Annotated in this window: 19 protein-coding genes; 8 read left to right on the plus strand and 11 right to left on the minus strand. The window is 68.9% G+C overall.

Annotation, left to right across the window (positions count from 1 at the left end; translation table 11 throughout):
• Window positions 1-40: 40 nt before the first annotated feature.
• Complete coding sequence (locus ACLARN_RS00690) at window positions 41-541, minus strand: nuclear transport factor 2 family protein (protein WP_409489330.1); 501 nt, start codon at window positions 539-541, stop codon at window positions 41-43.
• A complete protein-coding gene (locus ACLARN_RS00695) occupies window positions 538-1,134 on the minus strand; it encodes a TetR/AcrR family transcriptional regulator (RefSeq protein WP_409489331.1) in 597 nt (198 codons plus the stop codon). The genes ACLARN_RS00690 and ACLARN_RS00695 overlap by 4 nt, the downstream gene beginning before the upstream one ends.
• 80 nt (window positions 1,135-1,214) lie before the next feature.
• Between ACLARN_RS00695 and lhgO the strand changes: the two genes are divergently transcribed.
• Window positions 1,215-2,399 carry an L-2-hydroxyglutarate oxidase gene (lhgO, locus tag ACLARN_RS00700; RefSeq protein ID WP_409489332.1) on the plus strand — a complete coding sequence of 395 codons (1,185 nt, stop codon included), beginning with the start codon at window positions 1,215-1,217 and terminating at the stop codon, window positions 2,397-2,399.
• A gap of 201 nt (window positions 2,400-2,600) precedes the next feature.
• On the opposite strand, the gene ACLARN_RS00705 is transcribed toward lhgO, so the two are convergent.
• Together ACLARN_RS00705 and serS are read right to left on the minus strand one after the other, a co-directional pair.
• Window positions 2,601-3,593, minus strand: coding sequence for a DUF3558 family protein (locus ACLARN_RS00705; RefSeq protein WP_409489333.1), 993 nt, complete (start codon window positions 3,591-3,593; stop codon window positions 2,601-2,603).
• 26 nt (window positions 3,594-3,619) lie between these two features.
• Window positions 3,620-4,888 carry a serine--tRNA ligase gene (gene serS / locus ACLARN_RS00710; protein ID WP_409489334.1) on the minus strand — a complete coding sequence of 423 codons (1,269 nt, stop codon included), beginning with the start codon at window positions 4,886-4,888 and terminating at the stop codon, window positions 3,620-3,622.
• Between the two features lie 133 nt (window positions 4,889-5,021).
• On the opposite strand from serS, the gene ACLARN_RS00715 reads away from it, so the two are divergent.
• Entirely contained in the window at window positions 5,022-6,305 is a 1,284-nt protein-coding gene (locus ACLARN_RS00715) for an aspartate aminotransferase family protein (RefSeq protein ID WP_409489335.1), read from the plus strand.
• A 64-nt stretch (window positions 6,306-6,369) separates the two neighbouring features.
• Here the strand turns inward: ACLARN_RS00715 and ACLARN_RS00720 are convergent, their stop codons facing one another.
• The 4 genes from ACLARN_RS00720 to ACLARN_RS00735 are packed head-to-tail and all read right to left on the minus strand — an operon-like array spanning window position 6,370 to window position 9,624.
• Window positions 6,370-7,275, minus strand: coding sequence for a haloalkane dehalogenase (locus ACLARN_RS00720; protein ID WP_409489336.1), 906 nt, complete (start codon window positions 7,273-7,275; stop codon window positions 6,370-6,372).
• Window positions 7,276-7,331: 56 nt separating this feature from the next.
• Entirely contained in the window at window positions 7,332-7,784 is a 453-nt protein-coding gene (locus ACLARN_RS00725) for a DUF350 domain-containing protein (protein WP_034309700.1), read from the minus strand.
• A gap of 55 nt (window positions 7,785-7,839) precedes the next feature.
• Entirely contained in the window at window positions 7,840-9,006 is a 1,167-nt protein-coding gene (locus ACLARN_RS00730) for a glutathionylspermidine synthase family protein (RefSeq protein WP_409489337.1), read from the minus strand.
• Complete coding sequence (locus tag ACLARN_RS00735; protein ID WP_409489338.1) at window positions 9,007-9,624, minus strand: hypothetical protein; 618 nt, start codon at window positions 9,622-9,624, stop codon at window positions 9,007-9,009.
• 94 nt (window positions 9,625-9,718) lie between these two features.
• Between ACLARN_RS00735 and ACLARN_RS00740 the strand changes: the two genes are divergently transcribed.
• From ACLARN_RS00740 to ACLARN_RS00755, 4 genes are all read left to right on the plus strand, one after another.
• A complete protein-coding gene (locus ACLARN_RS00740) occupies window positions 9,719-10,723 on the plus strand; it encodes a septum formation family protein (protein WP_409489339.1) in 1,005 nt (334 codons plus the stop codon).
• A gap of 4 nt (window positions 10,724-10,727) precedes the next feature.
• Window positions 10,728-11,078: a metallopeptidase family protein gene (locus ACLARN_RS00745; RefSeq protein ID WP_409489340.1), complete on the plus strand. Its 351-nt coding sequence runs from the start codon at window positions 10,728-10,730 to the stop codon at window positions 11,076-11,078.
• 208 nt (window positions 11,079-11,286) lie between these two features.
• Entirely contained in the window at window positions 11,287-12,543 is a 1,257-nt protein-coding gene (locus ACLARN_RS00750) for an MFS transporter (RefSeq protein ID WP_409489341.1), read from the plus strand.
• A 59-nt stretch (window positions 12,544-12,602) separates the two neighbouring features.
• The gene (locus tag ACLARN_RS00755) at window positions 12,603-13,040 is read left to right on the plus strand and encodes a hypothetical protein (protein WP_409489342.1); all 438 of its coding nucleotides are present in this window, start codon (window positions 12,603-12,605) and stop codon (window positions 13,038-13,040) included.
• Here ACLARN_RS00755 and ACLARN_RS00760 read toward each other — a convergent pair.
• The 3 genes from ACLARN_RS00760 to pheA all read right to left on the minus strand — a co-directional run bounded on the left by ACLARN_RS00760 (window position 13,037) and on the right by pheA (window position 15,435).
• Window positions 13,037-13,693 carry a DUF4232 domain-containing protein gene (locus ACLARN_RS00760; protein WP_409489343.1) on the minus strand — a complete coding sequence of 219 codons (657 nt, stop codon included), beginning with the start codon at window positions 13,691-13,693 and terminating at the stop codon, window positions 13,037-13,039. The two genes, ACLARN_RS00755 and ACLARN_RS00760, sit on opposite strands and share 4 nt — an antisense overlap.
• 213 nt (window positions 13,694-13,906) lie before the next feature.
• A complete protein-coding gene (locus ACLARN_RS00765; protein ID WP_409489344.1) occupies window positions 13,907-14,530 on the minus strand; it encodes a histidine phosphatase family protein in 624 nt (207 codons plus the stop codon).
• Window positions 14,527-15,435, minus strand: coding sequence for a prephenate dehydratase (pheA, locus tag ACLARN_RS00770; RefSeq protein WP_409489345.1), 909 nt, complete (start codon window positions 15,433-15,435; stop codon window positions 14,527-14,529). The genes ACLARN_RS00765 and pheA overlap by 4 nt, the downstream gene beginning before the upstream one ends.
• 97 nt (window positions 15,436-15,532) lie before the next feature.
• Here pheA and ACLARN_RS00775 point away from each other — a divergent pair, with 97 nt between their 5' ends.
• Entirely contained in the window at window positions 15,533-16,174 is a 642-nt protein-coding gene (locus ACLARN_RS00775; protein ID WP_409489346.1) for a macro domain-containing protein, read from the plus strand.
• Window positions 16,175-16,506: 332 nt separating this feature from the next.
• Entirely contained in the window at window positions 16,507-17,439 is a 933-nt protein-coding gene (coaA, locus tag ACLARN_RS00780; protein ID WP_409489347.1) for a type I pantothenate kinase, read from the plus strand.
• Window positions 17,440-17,750 lie beyond the last annotated feature (311 nt).

Below are 17,750 nucleotides of genomic sequence, written 5' to 3' on the forward strand. Positions count from 1 at the left end.
AGGCCCCCTTTCCCTCGGCTGAGCCGAGGGAAAGGGGCCTTCACGCGGGATCGGTGCGGGGTCCGGCCAGCGGGACGGCACGGCGGTCGCCCGACCGGACCATGGCCAACAAGGGTTTCGCGGCCACGGCGAGCAACCGCGCCGCGAAGGGACGGCCGTTGCGGCGTGCGATGTCCGGGCCGAAGGCGTCCATCAGCGCGACGAGCCCGGGCAGCGGCCGCACGAACAGCGTCGCTTCGGCGATGAGGCCGTCTTCGTCGAGCTTCAGCACCGCCGTCTCCTCGATCTCCTCGCCGCCGATGCGCGCGGTGTAGACGACGACCCGCGTCGACGCGTCACCGGTGTCGGTGTGGAAGCGGAGGTCGCGCAGATGCGAGTACGCGACTTCCAGCAGCGGCCCGAGTTCCGCGTGCCCGGTGAACCGGACCCGGCCGGTCAGCGGCGAATGCACCACCGCGTCCGGCGCGAAGGCGCTCAGCGCGAGTTCGACGTCCTGGGTCTCGGCGGCCCGGCGATACCGCTCGGTGGTCTGCGTGCTCATGTGTCCTCCTGGATCAGGTTCCCCAGACCGCGCCACAACAGATCCGTCGTGAGCGCGACGACTTGTTCCCGCGGGATGTCGCGGTTGCTCCACCACCAGGTGGCGATGGCGTTCAGCGCGCTCTTCGCCGCTTCGGCGAGCGCTTCGTTCGCGCGGTCGCGCGGCAGGTCCGCGGTCAGCGCCAGGCCGGGGACCTGCGCGAAGACCCCGGTCAGCTGCCCGGTGGCCCTGGCCTGCCCGCGCCGGTGCACCTCGGCGACGGCCGGATCAGACGGTGTCTCGGCGAAGATCATCCGCCAGCCGCGTTCGTTCGTCTCCATCCAGGCGAAGATCGCGGCGACCCGGCCACGCAGCAGTTCCTCGGCGGTGTCCGACGGCGGCAGCGCGTCCCAGCCCGCCAGCAGACTGTCCACTTCGGACTCCAGCAGTCCGGCGTACAGCCGCGCCTTGGACGGGAAATGGTCGTAGAGCACCGGTGTGCTGATCCCGGCCGCCGTCGCGACCTCGCGCATCCCGGCCGCGTCGTACCCGGACGCGGCGAACACGCGCGCCGCCGCGGCCAGGATCCGCTCCCGGCGTTCGTCCCTGCTCAACCGCTTACCTGACATCGGTTAGGTACGCTACCACCTAACCTGACAGCTGTCAGGTAGCGCTCCGGGTAACCTGGTCGATCGTGCGTACAGTCGTAGTCATCGGGGGCGGGATCGTGGGTCTCGCCACGGCCTGGGAGCTGACCAAGCGGGGCCTGGACGTCACGGTGCTCGAGAAGGAGGACCGCTGGGCGGCCCACCAGACCGGGCACAACTCGAACGTCGTGCACGCGGGGCTCTACTACAAGCCTGGTTCCTTCAAGGCGAGGATGGCAGGCGCGGGCAACCGGTCCATTGTGGACTTCGCGCGGCAGTACGGGGTGCCGGTGGAGGTCTGCGGCAAACTCGTCGTCGCCACCTCCGAAGCGGAACTTCCGGCGCTGAAGGTGCTCGCCGAACGGGCCGAAGCCAACGGCGTCCCGGCCAAGCTGATCACCCCGAGCGAGGCCCGCGAGTACGAGCCCGAGGTCTCGTGCGTCGCCGCGCTGCGGGTGGAGTCCACCGGCATCATCGACTTCCCCGCCGTCTGCGCCGCGTTGGTCCGCCTGCTCGACGAGTCCGACGCCGACCTGCGCCTCGGCACGCCCGCCCTGGGCATCCGCCCGGGCCGCACCGGTGGCGTCGAGGTGGCGACCGGCGACGACGTGATCCACGCGGACGCGCTCGTCAACTGCGCGGGCCTGCACGCGGACCGCGTCGCGCGGCTCGCCGGGCTCACCCCGAGCGCGCGGATCGTGCCGTTCCGCGGCGAGTACTACGAACTCAAGCCCGAACGCCGCCACCTGGTGCGAGGCCTGATCTACCCGGTCCCGGACGCGTCACTGCCGTTCCTCGGCGTGCACCTGACCCGGATGCTCGACGGCAGCGTGCACGCCGGACCCAACGCCGTGCTCGCGCTGCGCCGCGAGGGCTACACCTGGCGCGACGTCTCCGCCAGGGACCTCGCCGAAGTCGCCCGCTTCCCCGGCGTCTGGCGGCTCGCGCGCAAGTACGCCTACCCGACCGGGCTCGACGAGGTCCGCCGATCGTTCTCCCGCCGCCGCTTCGCCGAAAGCCTCGCCCGGCTCGTGCCCGCCGTCACCGAGGACGACATCGTGCGGCACGGCTCCGGTGTCCGTGCGCAGGCGCTGCGCCCAGACGGCGCGCTCGTCGACGACTTCCTGATCGAGACCGCGCGGAACCAGGTGCACGTCCTCAACGCGCCCTCACCGGCGGCGACCAGCGCGCTGGAGATCGCGAAGCACATCGCCGACGAGGTGTCGGACTAGGCCGCGTCTCCCAGGTCAGTGCGGCTGAAGGACGCTTTAGCCCAGGACCAGGCATGTCGCGAAAGCCACTTTCGGGACATCGGATGTCCCGAAAGTGGCTTTCGCGACACCCAGATCAGCACCCGGGCGCGAGCATGTAGGACGCCACCTTTGCCCTACTGGTCACTGCGGCTGAAGGACACTTTGTGAATCGAGAGACACCTAGGCCGCGGGTGCGTTCGCGGTCACGAGCGGCATCACGGCCTGCGGGATCTCGCAGGCCTTCGCGTTGTCACTGAGGTCGCCGGTGTCGAGCTTGATCGCCGAGGTCGGGGTGACCGGGTAGAGCGCGACGCAGAGCGGGCTGTCCGGGGACGAGTAGACGAGCCACTTCTTGCCGTTCACCACCTGCTCGGCGGGAGTGCCTTCGAGACCGGGAACGTCCTCGGTCTTCGTCGCCGTGTAGACCCAGAGGTCGAGCGCCTTCTTGCCCTTGTCACCGTCGGTGTCGTCCCACTGGCAGCCGTTCTTCGGGTCGTTGGACGAACCGTTCATCGGCCGCGCGGCCATGAGGTTGAACTGGGCTGCCTGCTCGGGCTTCAGCAGGGTGCACGGGTCGACGCTCACCAGCGGCCCGGACGGCTCGATCGGCTTCTGCCCCGGCGGCGCGGTGATCTGCGGATCCTGCTGCCCACCGGGCAGATGCGAGGCGACCGCGGGGATCGCGGCCTTCGCCAGGTCGCATGCCTTGCTGTTGTCGTCGCCAGGGGCGTCGCTGGAGACCTCGATGAACGTCTTCGCGTCGAGTTCGGTGGCCAGCGAGCAGTAGCCCGGGCCGAGGATGGTCGCGTACCTCGTCCAGGTGAACCCGCCGATGCCGAACTTCTCACCGGGCAGGGCACCGGCGTAATAGTCGACAGCGGACAGGTCCTTGCTCTGCGAGATCTCCAGCGCGACGCCGTCCGGCGCGTCCTCCAGCTCCTGGAACCGGCAGACCCCGGGGATCTTCTGTTCGGGCTTCGCCGGACGTTCCTTGCCCGGGTACATGACACCGAGGGAGTCCGCCTGCTGCTGCGTCAGCAGCCCGCACGGCTCGGCCTTCGTGATCACCGGCCCCTGTCCGGGTACCGGCGCGGCCGTTCCGCCGATCGTCGACGTGCAGCCGCCGAGCGCCAGCACCGCCAGCCCGGCCGCGACCGAATTCCGAAACCGCATGCGTCCCCTCCTCGTCGGCTCGCACCCTACTTCGATGTCGGCGCGAGCACCTCGGTTCCGCCGAGGAAGGGACGGAGCGCTTCCGGCACCCGGACCGAACCGTCTTCGAGCTGGTGGTTCTCCAGGATCGCGACGATCCACCGGGTGGTGGCGAGGGTGCCGTTCAGCGTGGCGACGGTCTGCGGGCGGCCGTCGCCGTCGCGGTAGCGGATGCCGAGGCGGCGGGCCTGGAACGTCGTGCAGTTCGACGTCGAGGTCAGCTCGCGATAGGTGTCCTGCGACGGCACCCACGCCTCGCAGTCGAACTTCCGGTACGCGGACGTGCCGAGGTCGCCGGTGGCGGTGTCGATCACCCGGTAGGGGACCTCGATCTTGGCGAGCATCTGCTCTTCCCAGTCCAGCAGGCGCGCGTGCTCGGCCTCGGCGTCCTCGGGACGCGTGTAGACGAACATCTCGACCTTGTCGAACTGGTGGACGCGGATGATGCCTCGGGTGTCCTTGCCGTACGAACCGGCCTCGCGGCGGTAGCAGGACGACCAGCCCGCGTAGCGCTTCGGGCCCTTGCCGAGGTCGAGGATCTCGTCGGCGTGGTAGCCGGCGAGCGGGACCTCGGAGGTGCCGACGAGGTACAGGTCGTCGTCGCGCAGCCGGTAGACCTCCGACGAGTGCGCGCCGAGGAAACCGGTGCCGGCCATGATCTCCGGCCGCACCAGGGTGGGCGTGATCATCGGCGTGAAGCCGTTCGCCGTCGCCTGCGCGATGGCCATGTTCAGCAGGCCGAGTTGCAGCTGGGCGCCGATGCCGGTGAGGAAGTAGAACCGCGAGCCCGAGACCTTCGCGCCACGCTCCATGTCGAGCGCGCCGAGGCCCTCGCAGAGTTCGAGGTGGTCCTTCGGTTTGAAGTCGAACTTCTTCGGCTCACCGACGTGCTTGAGCACGACGTAGTCGTCCTCGCCGCCTTCGGGGGCTTCGGGGTGGACCAGGTTCGGCACCACGCGGTGCAGCTGCTCGAACTCCTCCGACGCCTCGGTCTGCTCGACCTCGGCGGCCTTCACCTGCGCGGCGAGGTCCTTCGCCTTGGCGAGCAGCGCGGCCCGTTCGTCGCCCTGCGCCTTCGGGACGAGCTTGCCCAGCGACTTCTGCTCGGCACGCAGCGTGTTGGCGGCGGCGATCGAAGACCGGCGGCGGGAGTCGAGGGAGAGCAGCTTGTCGACCACTCCTTCGTCCTCGCCACGGGCGCGCTGCGAAGCGCGCACGACGTCCGGGTCATCGCGCAGAGTCCTGGGGTCAATCACGAGTGCTGAGAGTAGTCCGTGCGAGCCGCACAAAATGTGCGGGTCCGCGCGGATAACCCGACAGTCTGATCGTTGCCGCCCGTTTCGGGCCATCCCCATACTGAGATCTCCCTGCTGCGGACGGAGAAAACCGATGACCGATGCGGACCTGCTGGCGCGGCACAAGGCGGTTCTCCCGTCGTGGCTCGCGCTCTACTACGACGAGCCGATCGAGATCGTGCACGCGCAGGACCGCCGGGTCATCGACTCGACCGGGCGCAGCTACCTCGACTTCTTCGCGGGCATCCTGACGAACTCGATGGGCTACGACGTCTCGGCGATCAGCGACGCCGTCCGGAAGCAGCTCGACACCGGGATCCTGCACACCTCGACGCTGTACCTGATCCGCTCGCAGGTCGAACTGGCCGAGCGCGTCGCGAAGCTCTCCGGCATCCCGGACGCGAAGGTGTTCTTCACCAACTCCGGGACCGAAGCCAACGACACCGCGCTGATGCTCGCCACGCAGTACCGGCGCAGCAACCAGGTGCTGGCGATGCGGAACTCGTACCACGGGCGGTCGTTCGCGACGGTCGGCATCACGGGCAACCGCGGCTGGTCGGCGTCGTCGCTCAGCCCGGTGAAGGTGAGCTACGTCCACGGCGGCTACCGGTACCGCAGCCCATTCCGGGCGCTGTCGGACACGGAGTACATCGACGCGTGCGTCGCGGACCTGGTCGACGTCCTGGAGACGGGCACTTCTGGCGACGTCGCCTGCATGATCGCCGAGCCGATCCAGGGCGTCGGCGGCTTCAGCTCACCGCCGGACGGCCTGTTCAAGGCGATGAAGGAAGTCCTCGACCAGTACGGGATCCTGTTCATCTCCGACGAGGTCCAGACCGGCTGGGGACGGACCGGGGAACACTACTGGGGGATCCAGGCGCACGACGTCGTCCCCGATGCGATGACCTTCGCGAAGGGCCTCGGCAACGGTCTCGCGATCGGCGGTCTCGTGGCGCGCGGCGACCTCGTCGACTGCCTGACCGCGAACTCGATCTCGACCTTCGGCGGCAACCCGGTCGCGATGGCGGGCGCGGCCGCGGTACTCGACCACATCGCCGACCACGACCTCCAGGCCAACGCGCTCGCGCGGGGCAACGAACTACTCGACGGCCTGCGCGCGGCGGGGAACCCACTGATCGGGGACGTGCGCGGCAAGGGCCTGATGATCGGCGTCGAACTGGTCGAACCGGGCGGCATTACGCCGAACCCGGCGGCCGCGGCGCGGATGATGGAGGAGACCAAGGCGCGCGGGCTGCTGATCGGCAAGGGCGGGCTGCACGGCAACGTCCTGCGGATCGCGCCGCCGATGACCCTCACGGCCGATGAGGCGGCGGAGGGGCTCGGGATCATCACGGACGCGCTGGCCGCCATCTCCTGACCTGTTATGAACGGTCCGTTCATAACAGGATTTGTTATGAACGGACCGTTTATAACACTCCCGGTCAGGACTTCACGAAGCGCGCGATGACCTCGCCAAGGCGGGTACCGGCGTCCTCCTGGAGGAAGTGACCGGCCCCGGTGATCGTCGGATGCTCGAGTTCGCGGGCGCCGCGCATCGAGCCCCGCAGTTCGAGGCCCCACGGCGCGGTGATCGGGTCGCCGTCGGAGAACGAGACCAGGAACGGCTTGTTCAGCTCGGCGAGCACCTTCAGCGCGGCCCGGTTGGCGGCCGAGGCCGGGTCGTCCGGGGTGATCGGCACCAGCGACGGCATCGCGCGCGGCGCGGCCTTGTACATCTCGTTCGGGAAGGGCGCGTCGTAGGCGGCGCGGACCTCCTCGGACAGCTTGGTCTGACACCCGGACTGGACGAACCGGCCGACGTCGAGGACCTGGGTGTTCTCGATGGTCTGGCGGAATTTGTGCCAGATCTCCGGCATGTCGGTGTCGCCGGTGGGGAGGCCGGTGTTGGCCGCGACGACGCGGGAGAAGCGATCGGGGTTCTCGGCGACCAGTCGCAGGCCGATCAGTCCGCCCCAGTCCTGGCCGACCAGGGTGACTTCGGTCAGGTCGAGCACGTCGAAGGCGAACGCACGCATCCACTCGACGTGCCGCTGAAAGGTGTGGTCGACCATGTCGCCGGGTTTGTCGGAGCGGCCGAAGCCGACCAGGTCGGGCGCGATGGCGCGCAGTCCGGCGTCGGCGAGCACCGGGATGACCTTGCGATAGAGGTAGGACCAGGTGGGCTCGCCGTGCAGGAGGAGAACGGGCGGCCCATCCGCGGGTCCGGCCTCCACGTAACCCACTCTGATCACGCCGCCGTGAAGGTCGACGAGTTCCGCGTAGCGCGGCTCGAAGTCGAAATCGGGCAGGTCCGAGAACCGGTCGTCCGGTGTCCTCAAAAGGCGCACGACTCCCACGTTAGTGGGGTTCGTGCGCCTTTGCCGTTTTCAGAGGGTAGGGAAAATCACGAGATGCCGACGGCCACGACCAGGCCGAGGGCGAGGTGCGCGGCGGCGACCACGACGCTGACCGGGGCGAACTTGTCGCTCTCGATGGTCGAGCGGACGTCGATGCGGGTCGCCCACTCCAGCAGCCGGACCGCCAGGACCTGCACGACGATGCCCAGCAGGCCGTAGACCAGCGAGGTGATGAGGCCCTCGGTCAGGTCGCTGGCGGAGTTCGCGATCGCCACGACGACGATGAACGCCATCGACAGCAGGCCCGACGCGGTGACGATGACCGCGTTCGGCAGACCGCGGCTGACCAGCTGTGACAGCTTGCCGGGCGTGGTCCAGTCGATCGCCCAGAACCCGGCGAACATCAGCAGCAGGCCGACGACGCCGTACAGCAGGATCGCGCCGATCCCTCGCACGAGGTCGGAGCCGAACGTGTCGGACAGCGCAAGGGTGGTGGTCACAGGGGTTCTCCAGAGGTACAGGTCGAAAATGTCAGGTTTGTGCGGGTTGCTTCTATCACGACTCGACGATGCGATGCGGGACGAATGCCGCACCGTCGTCCGTAACGAGACCCGCGGTCTCGCGGATACCGAGGCCGGCGGCTTGGTCGCCGACGATCCACGCGCCGAGCGCGGGCCGGTACCCCTGGAACTCGGGGAGCGGGTCGAACGCCTGATAGACGTAGCCTTCGGCGCCGTAGACGCCGTCGGTCTGCGTCTCGTACCCGGTGGCGACGATCTGCACGTTCGCGCCCTCACGGCCGAGTTTCGGCTTGCGGACGTATTCCGTCAGCAGGCCGGGGTCGTCGGCGAAGGCGGGCAGCAGGTTCGGGTGCCCCGGGTAGTTCTCCCACAGGATCGCGAGCAGCGTCTTGTTGGAGAGGATCATCTTCCACAGCGGCTCGACCCACAGCGTGCGAGGCATGGTCTCGACGGCGAAGCGGCCGAACTCCTCGTCGACCACCCATTCCCACGGGTAAAGCTTCACCACGGTCGCCATCTGCTGCTCTTCGAGGTCGACGAACCGCTTGAGCACCGGGTCCCAGCCGATCTCCTCGATCGACAGGCCGACGGTGTCGAGTCCGGCCTCGGCCGCCGTCTCCTGCAAGTACGCCGTCGTCACGTGGTCCTCACCGGACGGATCGGCGGAAGACCAGGTGAAGTGCAGTTCGTTGGAGGGCAGCTTGTCGGCGAGTTCGCCCCAGCGCTCGACCAGCTTCTCGTGGATCGAGTTCCACTGGTCGTCCTCCGGGAAGACCGAGGTCTTCCAATGCCACTGGAGCACCGCGGCCTCGAGCAGCGAGGTCGGGGTGTCGGCGTTGTACTCGAGCAGCTTCGCCGGGCTCTTGCCGTCGTAGCGCAGGTCGAACCGGCCGTAGACGTGCGGATCCTGCCGCTTCCACGACTCGGCGATATGCGGCCAGACCCACTCGGGGATGCCGAAGCGGTGGTACTGCTCGGTGGTCACCACGTTGTCGACGGCTTCGAGGCACATCGAGTGCAGCAGTTCCACGTCCGCCTCGACAGACAGGATCTCGTCCATGTCGAAGACGTAGTGGACCGACTCGTCCCAGTAAGGCCGGGACTTGCCGGAACCGTCACGGGCGGGGGTGCCGAAGACCAGGCCCTGCTCCTCGACGATGTTCTGCCAGTCCCGCCGGGGCGGCTTGGAATCCCGATACAACTACGAGCCCCCGCTCTTGCCGGTACCGCCGGAGGTACCGCTCTTGCCGCTGATGCCGAACCCGCCGCGCTGGACGGACTTGCCCGACTTGGTGCTGACGTTCGCCCCCGACGGCGCGGTGTACGAACCGCCGGACACCCGCTGCCCGATCGCGCCTGAGCCGCCGTAGTTGTAGCGGTAGCTGTTGTAGCCGCCGCCGAAACCACCGATCGGGAGGAAGAAGAACCCACCGGCCGAGTACCCGCCATGCGATCGGACGTAGTTCTCGTCGCAGTTCTGGTCTTCGTTGATGATGTCGGTGTCTTTGGCGGCGCAGACCGCCGTGACCTCTTCCGGCTTCGCGACGGTGTAGAACGTCGCGACCAAGCCGACCAGGCCGACGGTCACCCCGGTGCCGATCAGGATCTTCTTCTTGGTCGAAGACTTCTTCTCGGCGGCGCGAGCGGCTTCGGCGTCGAGTACTTCCTGGCGTTCCTGCTCCGCCAGTGCCTGCTGCCGTGCCCGCTGCTCGGCCAACGACGGCTGCCGCGCCTGCGTGCCGCCGTCCTGAAAGCGCATCGAGCCGCGCTTTGGCGGCTCCTGGGGCGGCTGTGCCCCCTGGTTGTCATCCTGCGTCATCGAAGCTCCGTAATCGCCCGCCGGCCCGAACCCGTGTCCAACACTAACCACCCGGTATGCGCACCTTACGTGCGGCGCGGGCATCATGGAGTGGATGTCTCAACAGGCCGAGCGGTTCCGTGATCCGCGAAACGCGCTGAGCACCCTGCGCACCCGGCTCGTCATGGCCGGTGTGTTCGTGGGCGCGATCATCGCGCTTTCGCTGAGTGTGGCGTTCTCGTGGAACGTGGGCCCGGAGGGCGGTGCGGGCGGCGGCGCCCCCAAGCTGTCACCCGCGGCGGTCGAAGCGTTCCATTCTCCCCCTGGCACCTGTCTGACCTGGAACAACCCGGACGCCAACGACGCGCGGCGCGTGCCGTGCGCGGAGTCACATCTGTTCGAGGTCACCAGCATCGTCGACATCGGGGCGCAGTATCCGGCGGGCGTGCCGAGCCCGAACCTGGAGCAGTGGCAGGAGATCTCCCGGTCACGCTGCACCGTCGACGTCAAGCCGTACCTCGGCCGCACGCTGGATCCGTACGGAAAGTTGAGCATGAATCTGCTCCGGCCGACTCCCGCACAGTGGGAGAACGGCGACCGGCAGCTGCGGTGCGGCCTGCAATGGGCAGGCCAGGGCGGCAAACTGCAACCGACCAAGGGGCAGGCGAAGGAGCAGAACCAGTCCGCGGTGTGGGAGCCCGGCACCTGCCTCGCGCTGCTTAACAACAGCTTCGGCGACCCCATCGACTGCGCCCAGCCGCACTCCTACGAGATGATCGCGACGCTCGACCTCAAGACGAAGTTCAAGGACGCCTACCCGTCGCAGGAAGAGCAGAACACCTGGCTGGACACCGCGTGCTCGACGGCCTCGCAGGACTACACCGGCAACGCGGATCTGGCCGCGAAGGGGGTCATCCTCAGCTGGGACGTCCGTGAGCAGGAGAGCTGGGACGCCGGCTCGACGCTGGTGAACTGCAAGGTGGCGGCGGCCCTGCCGGACAACAAGGGGCTCGCCCCGATCACCGGGAGCGTCAAGGTCGGCAACGGCGAGGCCCCGCCTTCCGAGAGCGGCAAGGCGAGCCAGCCGCCGTCTTCCTCGGCTCCGAAGACCGGCGGGTGAGCCCGTGCCCGTCGAGATGACCCAGCAGCGGTTCGAAGAACTGGTGTCGGAGGCGCTGGACGAGCTTCCGCCCGAATTCGCGGACGCCATGGACAACGTCGTGGTACTCGTGGAGGAGTTCAACGAGGAGTCGCCCACGATCCTCGGGCTCTACCACGGGATCGCGCTGACCGAACGGACCCACGAGTACGGCGGGGTGCTGCCGGACCGGATCTCGATCTACCGGCGGCCGTTGCTCCAGATGTGCGACACCGAGGAAGACGTCGTCGAGGAGGTGCTGATCACGGTGGTCCACGAGGTCGGCCACCACTTCGGCATCGACGACGCGCGCCTGCACGAACTCGGCTGGGGCTGAGCCGCGGGACAGGCGATAGCAAAGGTCCCTTGCTCCCTTCCCGGCGGATTCCGCGCCGGAGGCGGGACTGTCGGTGATTTTTGTGCGTCGGGCACCAAGGGTTCTTCGGATTCTTAACTGGGTGTAACAAGCCCACAACTTTGGGCGACAACCCCCGCTAAACTTTTCACTCGCCGGCAAGCGCCGTCGAATGCCTGGGGAGGCGTGCATGGCCGAGTCGACGGCACGCGGGAGGAGCGACCGGCGGTTGCGCTGGTTGCTCGCGTCCAGTGCGGCGTCGAATCTCGGGGACGGGATCGGCAAGGTCGCGTTCCCCCTCCTCGCGGTCACCCTGACCCGCGATCCGCTGCTCATCGCCGGGCTCTCGGCGACCCAGTTCCTGCCGTGGCTGCTCTTCGCGCTCCCGGCGGGCGCGCTGCTGGACCGGATCGACCGGCGGCGCGCGATGATCCTCGCGAACGCCGCCCGCGCGGTGGTCGTCGGCGGGATGGCCGTCCTGGTCGCGGCCGGCGGGGTGACGATCTGGGTGGTCTACGCCGCCGCCCTGCTCATCGGCGTCGCGGAGGTGGTCGCCGACAGCGCCGCGAACGTGCTCATCCCGGCGGTCGTCGGCAAGGGTTCGCTCGACGGCGCGAACAGCAAGCTCCAGGCCTGCGAGATCGTCGGCCAGACCTTCCTCGGCGGACCGGTCGGCAGCGCCACCTTCGCGCTCTTCGCGACCTTCCCGTTCCTGCTCAACTCGGCGGGCTTCGCGATCGCGGCGGCCGTGCTGATCGGGCTCACTGGAAGCTACCGGCCTAGAGCCGCCGAGAGCCCGGCCACCGACCTCCGCGCCGAACTGGCGGAGGGTTTCCGCTGGTTGAAGGGCAATCGGCTGATGCTGCGCCTGGTCGTCGTCGCCGGGCTGATCAGCCTGGTCAGCGAACTCGCCCAGGCGCAGTTGGTGCTGTACGCGATCGAGTACCTGCGTCTCAGCGAAGCGGCCTTCGGGCTCTTCGCGTTCGTCGGCGGTATCGGCGGTTTGCTCGGCGCGGCCATCGCCCCACGGCTGGTGAAGACGTCCAGCCGTCGCGCGGTGCTCCTCGGGGGCACCGCCTGCTGTGGCGCGGCGTTCACCGGCATGGGCCTGACGAGTTCGCCGGTGGCGGGCGCGGCCCTGTTCGGCCTGTTCGCGGCGGCCGTCGTCGCGGTGAACATCGTGCTGGGCACGGCGCGGCACACACTCGTCCCCGGCGAACTGCTCGGCCGCGTCCTCGGGGTGTGGCGCACCGTGGTCTGGGGGGCGATCCCGGTCGGGGCACTTCTCGGCGGCGTGCTCACCCACGCCCTCGGTTCCCCGGCCCGGACGTTTCTCACGTCCGGGCTTTTGCTGTTCGGCGTCGCGGGCTTCGCGTTCGTCGCTCTGCGGCCGGGTTCAGGTGACGAATCGGCCACGGCCTTGCGGGTACTCCACCAAGACCGGTGAAAAATCGGACCTTTGGTGCTGAAATAGCGCATCACCGCCAGCTGGCGAGGAGGTCCGCGATGCAGCAGACACTGGTGCCGGAGGCCGGCGTGGGGACGAAAGAGCCTTCCAGACGCCCGCAGGTGCTCACCGCGGTCGCCGGTTTCGTGATCGGCGCGAGCGTGATCGGCATGCTGTGGGCGCTGTCAGGCGTCAACGCGGGAGCCCTCGAAGACGCGCAGGACGCGTGTTCGGCGCTGGCGAGGGTCGGCACGATCCCGGACACCACCGACGCCGCGCCCGGCGACCGGACCGTGGCGGTGCTGGCCCCCGAGATCCTGCACCGGATGACGGCCGCACGCGAACTCTCCGCCGCGGCGGCCGCCGCCAACGGCACCTACCGGCCGCTGGCCGAACACATCGACGGTGTCAGCCGGATGGTGTTCAGCCTGCACTTCAACCAGGTCTCCGGCCAGCGGCACCTGGCACAGGCCGAACAGCTCTGCACCCAGCTCTAGGCCCCCTTGAGGACCGTCTTCACGGTCAGCTGGTTGCCGGGGATCTTCCCCGCGCAGCCGAGCCCCTGCACCGCCACGAAGTTCGACGCCGTCTCCTGCGGCAGGTAGACCCGCAGCCCACGGGTCTCGGTGGGCTTGCAGGCCGCCTCGTCGTAGTTGCGGACGTTCACGAAGCCCATGTCGGCGGACGCGCTCTCGCCGTTGTTCAGCTTGACCGGGCCGCCCTTGACACCGTCACGGAACGCGGCTTCACCGACCTGGTGGCCGTCCGCGCCGGTGACGTAGGAGACGCCGGGGAAGCCCTGGATGGTGCACGCGTGCCCGCTCGAGTTGGTGATGACGAGCTTCCGGTACACCGTCCCGGCCGCCGCGTCACCGTTCGCGACCGAGAGCTTCACGTCGCCTGCCTTGCAGAGCCCGTCGTTCTTCGGAGCCGGGTCCGAACCCTGTGCGGGTTGCGGCGCCGGTGCCGGTGCCGGGCTCGAACTCGCGCTGGGCGCGGCCGAGGTCTCCGCCGCCGAACTGGACGGCGTCGTGGACGAACTCTGCGCCGCCGGGGCGGTTTCCGAACCGCACGCGGTGAGCAGCAGGAGTCCGGCGGTACCCGCGATGAGACCGCCGATGGAGATCATCTTCGAACGAACCATGGTCATTCGCCTCCCTGTAGCCGGGTGACCCACCGATCAGTAGACGTGTTGTCCGCTGCCGGGGTTGCGCTCCCCCGGTTAATTCCCCACAAGGTGTTAATTGATCTCGTGGGGTGTATTCCCCGGCGGGAGCGGAGGCAAACGCCCGCGTTTCGTCCTCTGGTTGCGGTAGTTGCGCATGCAAGGACCGCGACAAGAGGACGAAACGCGAGGGGGCGGCTAGGCGCGTTCGACGGGGACTTCCGCCCAGGTGAGGCAGGTCCAGCCGTCGGCGGTCGCGGCGAGTTCGACGATGCCGGTGTTCGGGATGAGGCCCTGGTTGGCGATCTCGGCGGTGACGTTCCCGGCGAGCCATTCGCCACCGAGCCGGATCGCGCCGCCGTGGCTCACCAGGACCACCGTGCCATCGGGGTCGGCCTGCTCGTGCTTGGCGCGCAGCCGGGCGACCGCGTCGAGCATCCGGGTGCGGACCTGCGTGCCGGTCTCGCCGCCGGGGATCGGCGGATCGAGTTCGCCGAGCGTCCACCGGCGCACGACGCTCATGTAGGTCGTGATCGAGTCCTTGTCGGTGTTGCCTTCGAGGTCACCCGCGGCGACCTCGTGCACCCCGTCGACGACCTGGACGTCGACGCCGAGCTTGGCGGCCAGCGGCGCGGCGGTCTGCTGTGCGCGGACGGCCTGTGAGGCGTAGACCGCGACGATCGGCTCGCCGTCGAGCCGCGCCGCGAGGTCCTTGGCCTGTTCGCGGCCCAGCTCGGTGAGCGGCGGGCCGGGCAGCGCGGTGTCGAGCGCGCCCCGCACGTTGCCGTCGGTCTGACCGTGGCGGACGAGAAGGAGTTTCACGCCTGTGCTCCCTTCCGGATCGACTCGACCCAGTCGATCGCTTCGGTGAAATCCTCGTTGGCGGCACCCTGCTCGACCGCGGTCGTGCCGTCGTCCGCCCGTGGGTGGGAACCGAGGAACCGCACGTTGCGGCACCGGCGGCGCAACGCGGCCAGCACGTCGCCGATCCGGGGCTCGGCCACATGCCCCTCGAAGTCGATGAAGAAGCGGTACTCGCCGAAGTTGTTCCTGGTCGGGCGGGCGTCCAGCTTGGTCAGGTTGATCCCGCGGACCGCCAGTTCGGTGAGCAGTTCCGCCAGTGCGCCGGTCCGGTTCGTCGCGGCGGCGACGATCGACGTGCGGTCGGCCCCGGTCGGCTCCGGCAGCTCGCCGGGCAGCCGGACCAGCAGGAACCGGGTCTTGGCGTCGCATACGTCGGCGACCTCGGTGGCCAGCACGTCCAGCGGGTAGTGCTCGACGGCGACCGGCGCGGTGACGGCGGCGTCGAACTCGCCCGCGTCGACCGCGACCGCGGCCGCGGCGGTGGACGACGTCGCGACCGGACGCGCGCCGGGGAGGTTCGCCTCGACCCAGTGACGGACCTGCGCGAGCGCGTGCGGATGGCTCGCCACGGTGCGGATCTCGGTCGTGCCCGGCCTGGTCAGCACGCTGAAGTGGACCGGAAGCAGCACCTCCGCCACGGCGACGAGCGGCTCGGCCTCGCTCAGGCTGTCGAGGGTGGCGGTGACCGCGCCCTCGACGGAGTTCTCGATCGGCACGCAGGCCGCGTCGGCTTCACCCGAGCGCACCGCGGCCAGCGCCGCCGGGATGGTCTCCGCGGGGATCAGCTCCTCGCCGGGGGCGAGCCGGCGTGCGGCCTGTTCGGTGAAGGTTCCCTGGGGGCCGAAGTAGGCGATCCGTGACACCCCGCCAGATTACGCACGCCGCGGGTGGCGACTTTCACTCGGACAGCCGGTACGCGCCCCGGTTACGCCGGGTGCCTTTTTTTGCCATGCTTAGAGCGTGACCGCCGAATCGGGCACGCACACCGGCCACGAGGATGTCGGCTCCTCTTTCGCTCCCCTGCCCGACCATCCCACCCCGGAGCTGGTGCTGTGTGCCGTCGATGACCTGCTCGCGCAAGCCTGGACCACCGTCGCGGACACTGTGGACGGACGGATCTTCGTGCACCGCGGGTCAGTGCTCGACGTCGTCGCACAAGCCGTCGTCAGCCCCGCGAACTCCTACGGCTGGATGCGCGGCGGCATCGACGCCGTCTACGCCCGCGCCTACCCCGATGTCGAGCAGAACGTGCGCAGCGCCGTGCTCGCCTACCACGGTGGCGAACTCCCGATCGGTGAAGCCGTGATCGTGCCCACCGGCGAGGCGGAGCCCGCCTGGCTGATCAGCGCGCCGACGATGCGGGAACCCGGCGAGCTCCTTCCCCGCGACACCGTGCATCCGTACCTGGCCGCCAGGGCGGTGTTCCGGCAGTGGCGTGACGGAAGGCTCGACCAGGGCCGGGTCCGTGACCTGGTGCACACGATCGCGATGCCCGGACTCGGTACCGGCGTCGGCGGGGTCGCGCCCGCCACCTGCGCCCGGCAGGTCGCCGCGGCGTGGAACGAGGTCTTCGCCCCCGGCCGCCCTCGTAACGGACGGTAAGAGCCTGGTGGCGGAGCTGAGATGTACCACCAACAGTGACCGAACGCGTGAATCCGCCACGGCCGAGGCCCCGCTATCGCGGTGGCAGGGCGTCTTCTCCGCATCGGCGAGGTGAATGACCAGGCCTCGTCCTGCCGACGCCGATCGCGGACGCGGGTTCGCTACAGGCGCTGACGCCCCGAAGCGGGCTACATCACATCGCAGCGCGTTCACGAGCCGTAAGCCCTACCGTTAAAGCGGCTTCATCCGGTTCGAGGCACGTATCCCCGCCGAGAACTCGTCAACACGGCTTTTGTACGGCGCCAGCGCAGGCGACGGGCGAGGAGTGTGCGATGCCGCGGGTCCGTGAGCTCAGTCCCTACGTCGAGCTGCACCGTGAGCAGTGGCGCGAGTTGCGCAGGGCTACTCCCCTGCCGCTGACCGCCGCGGAACTACTGCGGCTGCGCGGTCTCGGTGAGCAGGTCGACCTTGCCGAGGTCGCCGAGGTCTACCTGCCGCTCTCCAGGCTGATCAATCTCCAGGTCGCCGCCCGGCAACGGTTGTACGAAGCCACCACCACCTTTCTCGGTGAAGACAGTCGGGGCACCAAGGTGCCGTACATCATCGGGATCGCCGGAAGCGTCGCCGTCGGCAAGTCGACGACCGCGCGCATCCTGCGCACCCTGCTCGCCCGCTGGCCGGATCACCCCAGGGTCGACCTGGTCACCACCGACGGGTTCCTCCATCCACGGGCGGAACTCGTCCGGCGCGGGATCATGCACCGCAAGGGTTTCCCGGAGAGTTACGACCGGCGGGCCCTGCTGCGGTTCGTCACCGACGTGAAGTCCGGGGCGGAACGGGTCAGCGCGCCGGTGTACTCGCACCTCGCCTACGACATCCTTCCCGGCGAGGAACAGGTCGTTCGGCAACCCGACATCCTGATCCTCGAAGGGCTCAACGTCCTCCAGCCCGGCCCCCGGCTCACCGTCTCCGATCTGTTCGACTTCTCGATCTACGTGGACGCGCCGACGACCGACATCGAGCGCTGGTACGTCGAGCGGTTCCTCAAGCTGCGGCACACCGCGTTCGCTGACCCGGCGTCACACTTCCACCACTTCGCCGGTCTCCCGGACGACGAGGCGCGGGCCGAGGCACGCCACCTGTGGCGCACGATCAACGAGCCGAACCTGATGGAGAACATCAAGCCGACGCGGCCGCGCGCGACCCTCGTCCTCCGCAAGGACTCCGACCACACGATCAACCGGGTCCGGCTCCGCAAGCTCTGAGTTGCTGTCAGTGAACCCGCGACCGCGATCGACGTCGGCAGGGCGCCGCTGGGTGGACTACGTCGTGATGGGCGATCAGGGCGCCCTGCCACCGCGATAGCGGGGCCTTCGGCCGGGGCGGGTCCACCTGTTTGGTCGCCTTCTCCAGGGCATCTCAGCTCCGCCAATAGTCCGCGAAACCGAAACACTGGGTAACCGATCCTCACGGGATCTCTACTCACGGCGAGCGTTTCACGACGACGACCGAGATCACTTCGCCGGAAGCCGATCACCCGGGCGAATTCCGGCCGTTCCCTCACAAGCACCAGCCT

Source organism: Amycolatopsis sp. cmx-11-12, assembly GCF_046269425.1.
Lineage (GTDB): Bacteria > Actinomycetota > Actinomycetes > Mycobacteriales > Pseudonocardiaceae > Amycolatopsis.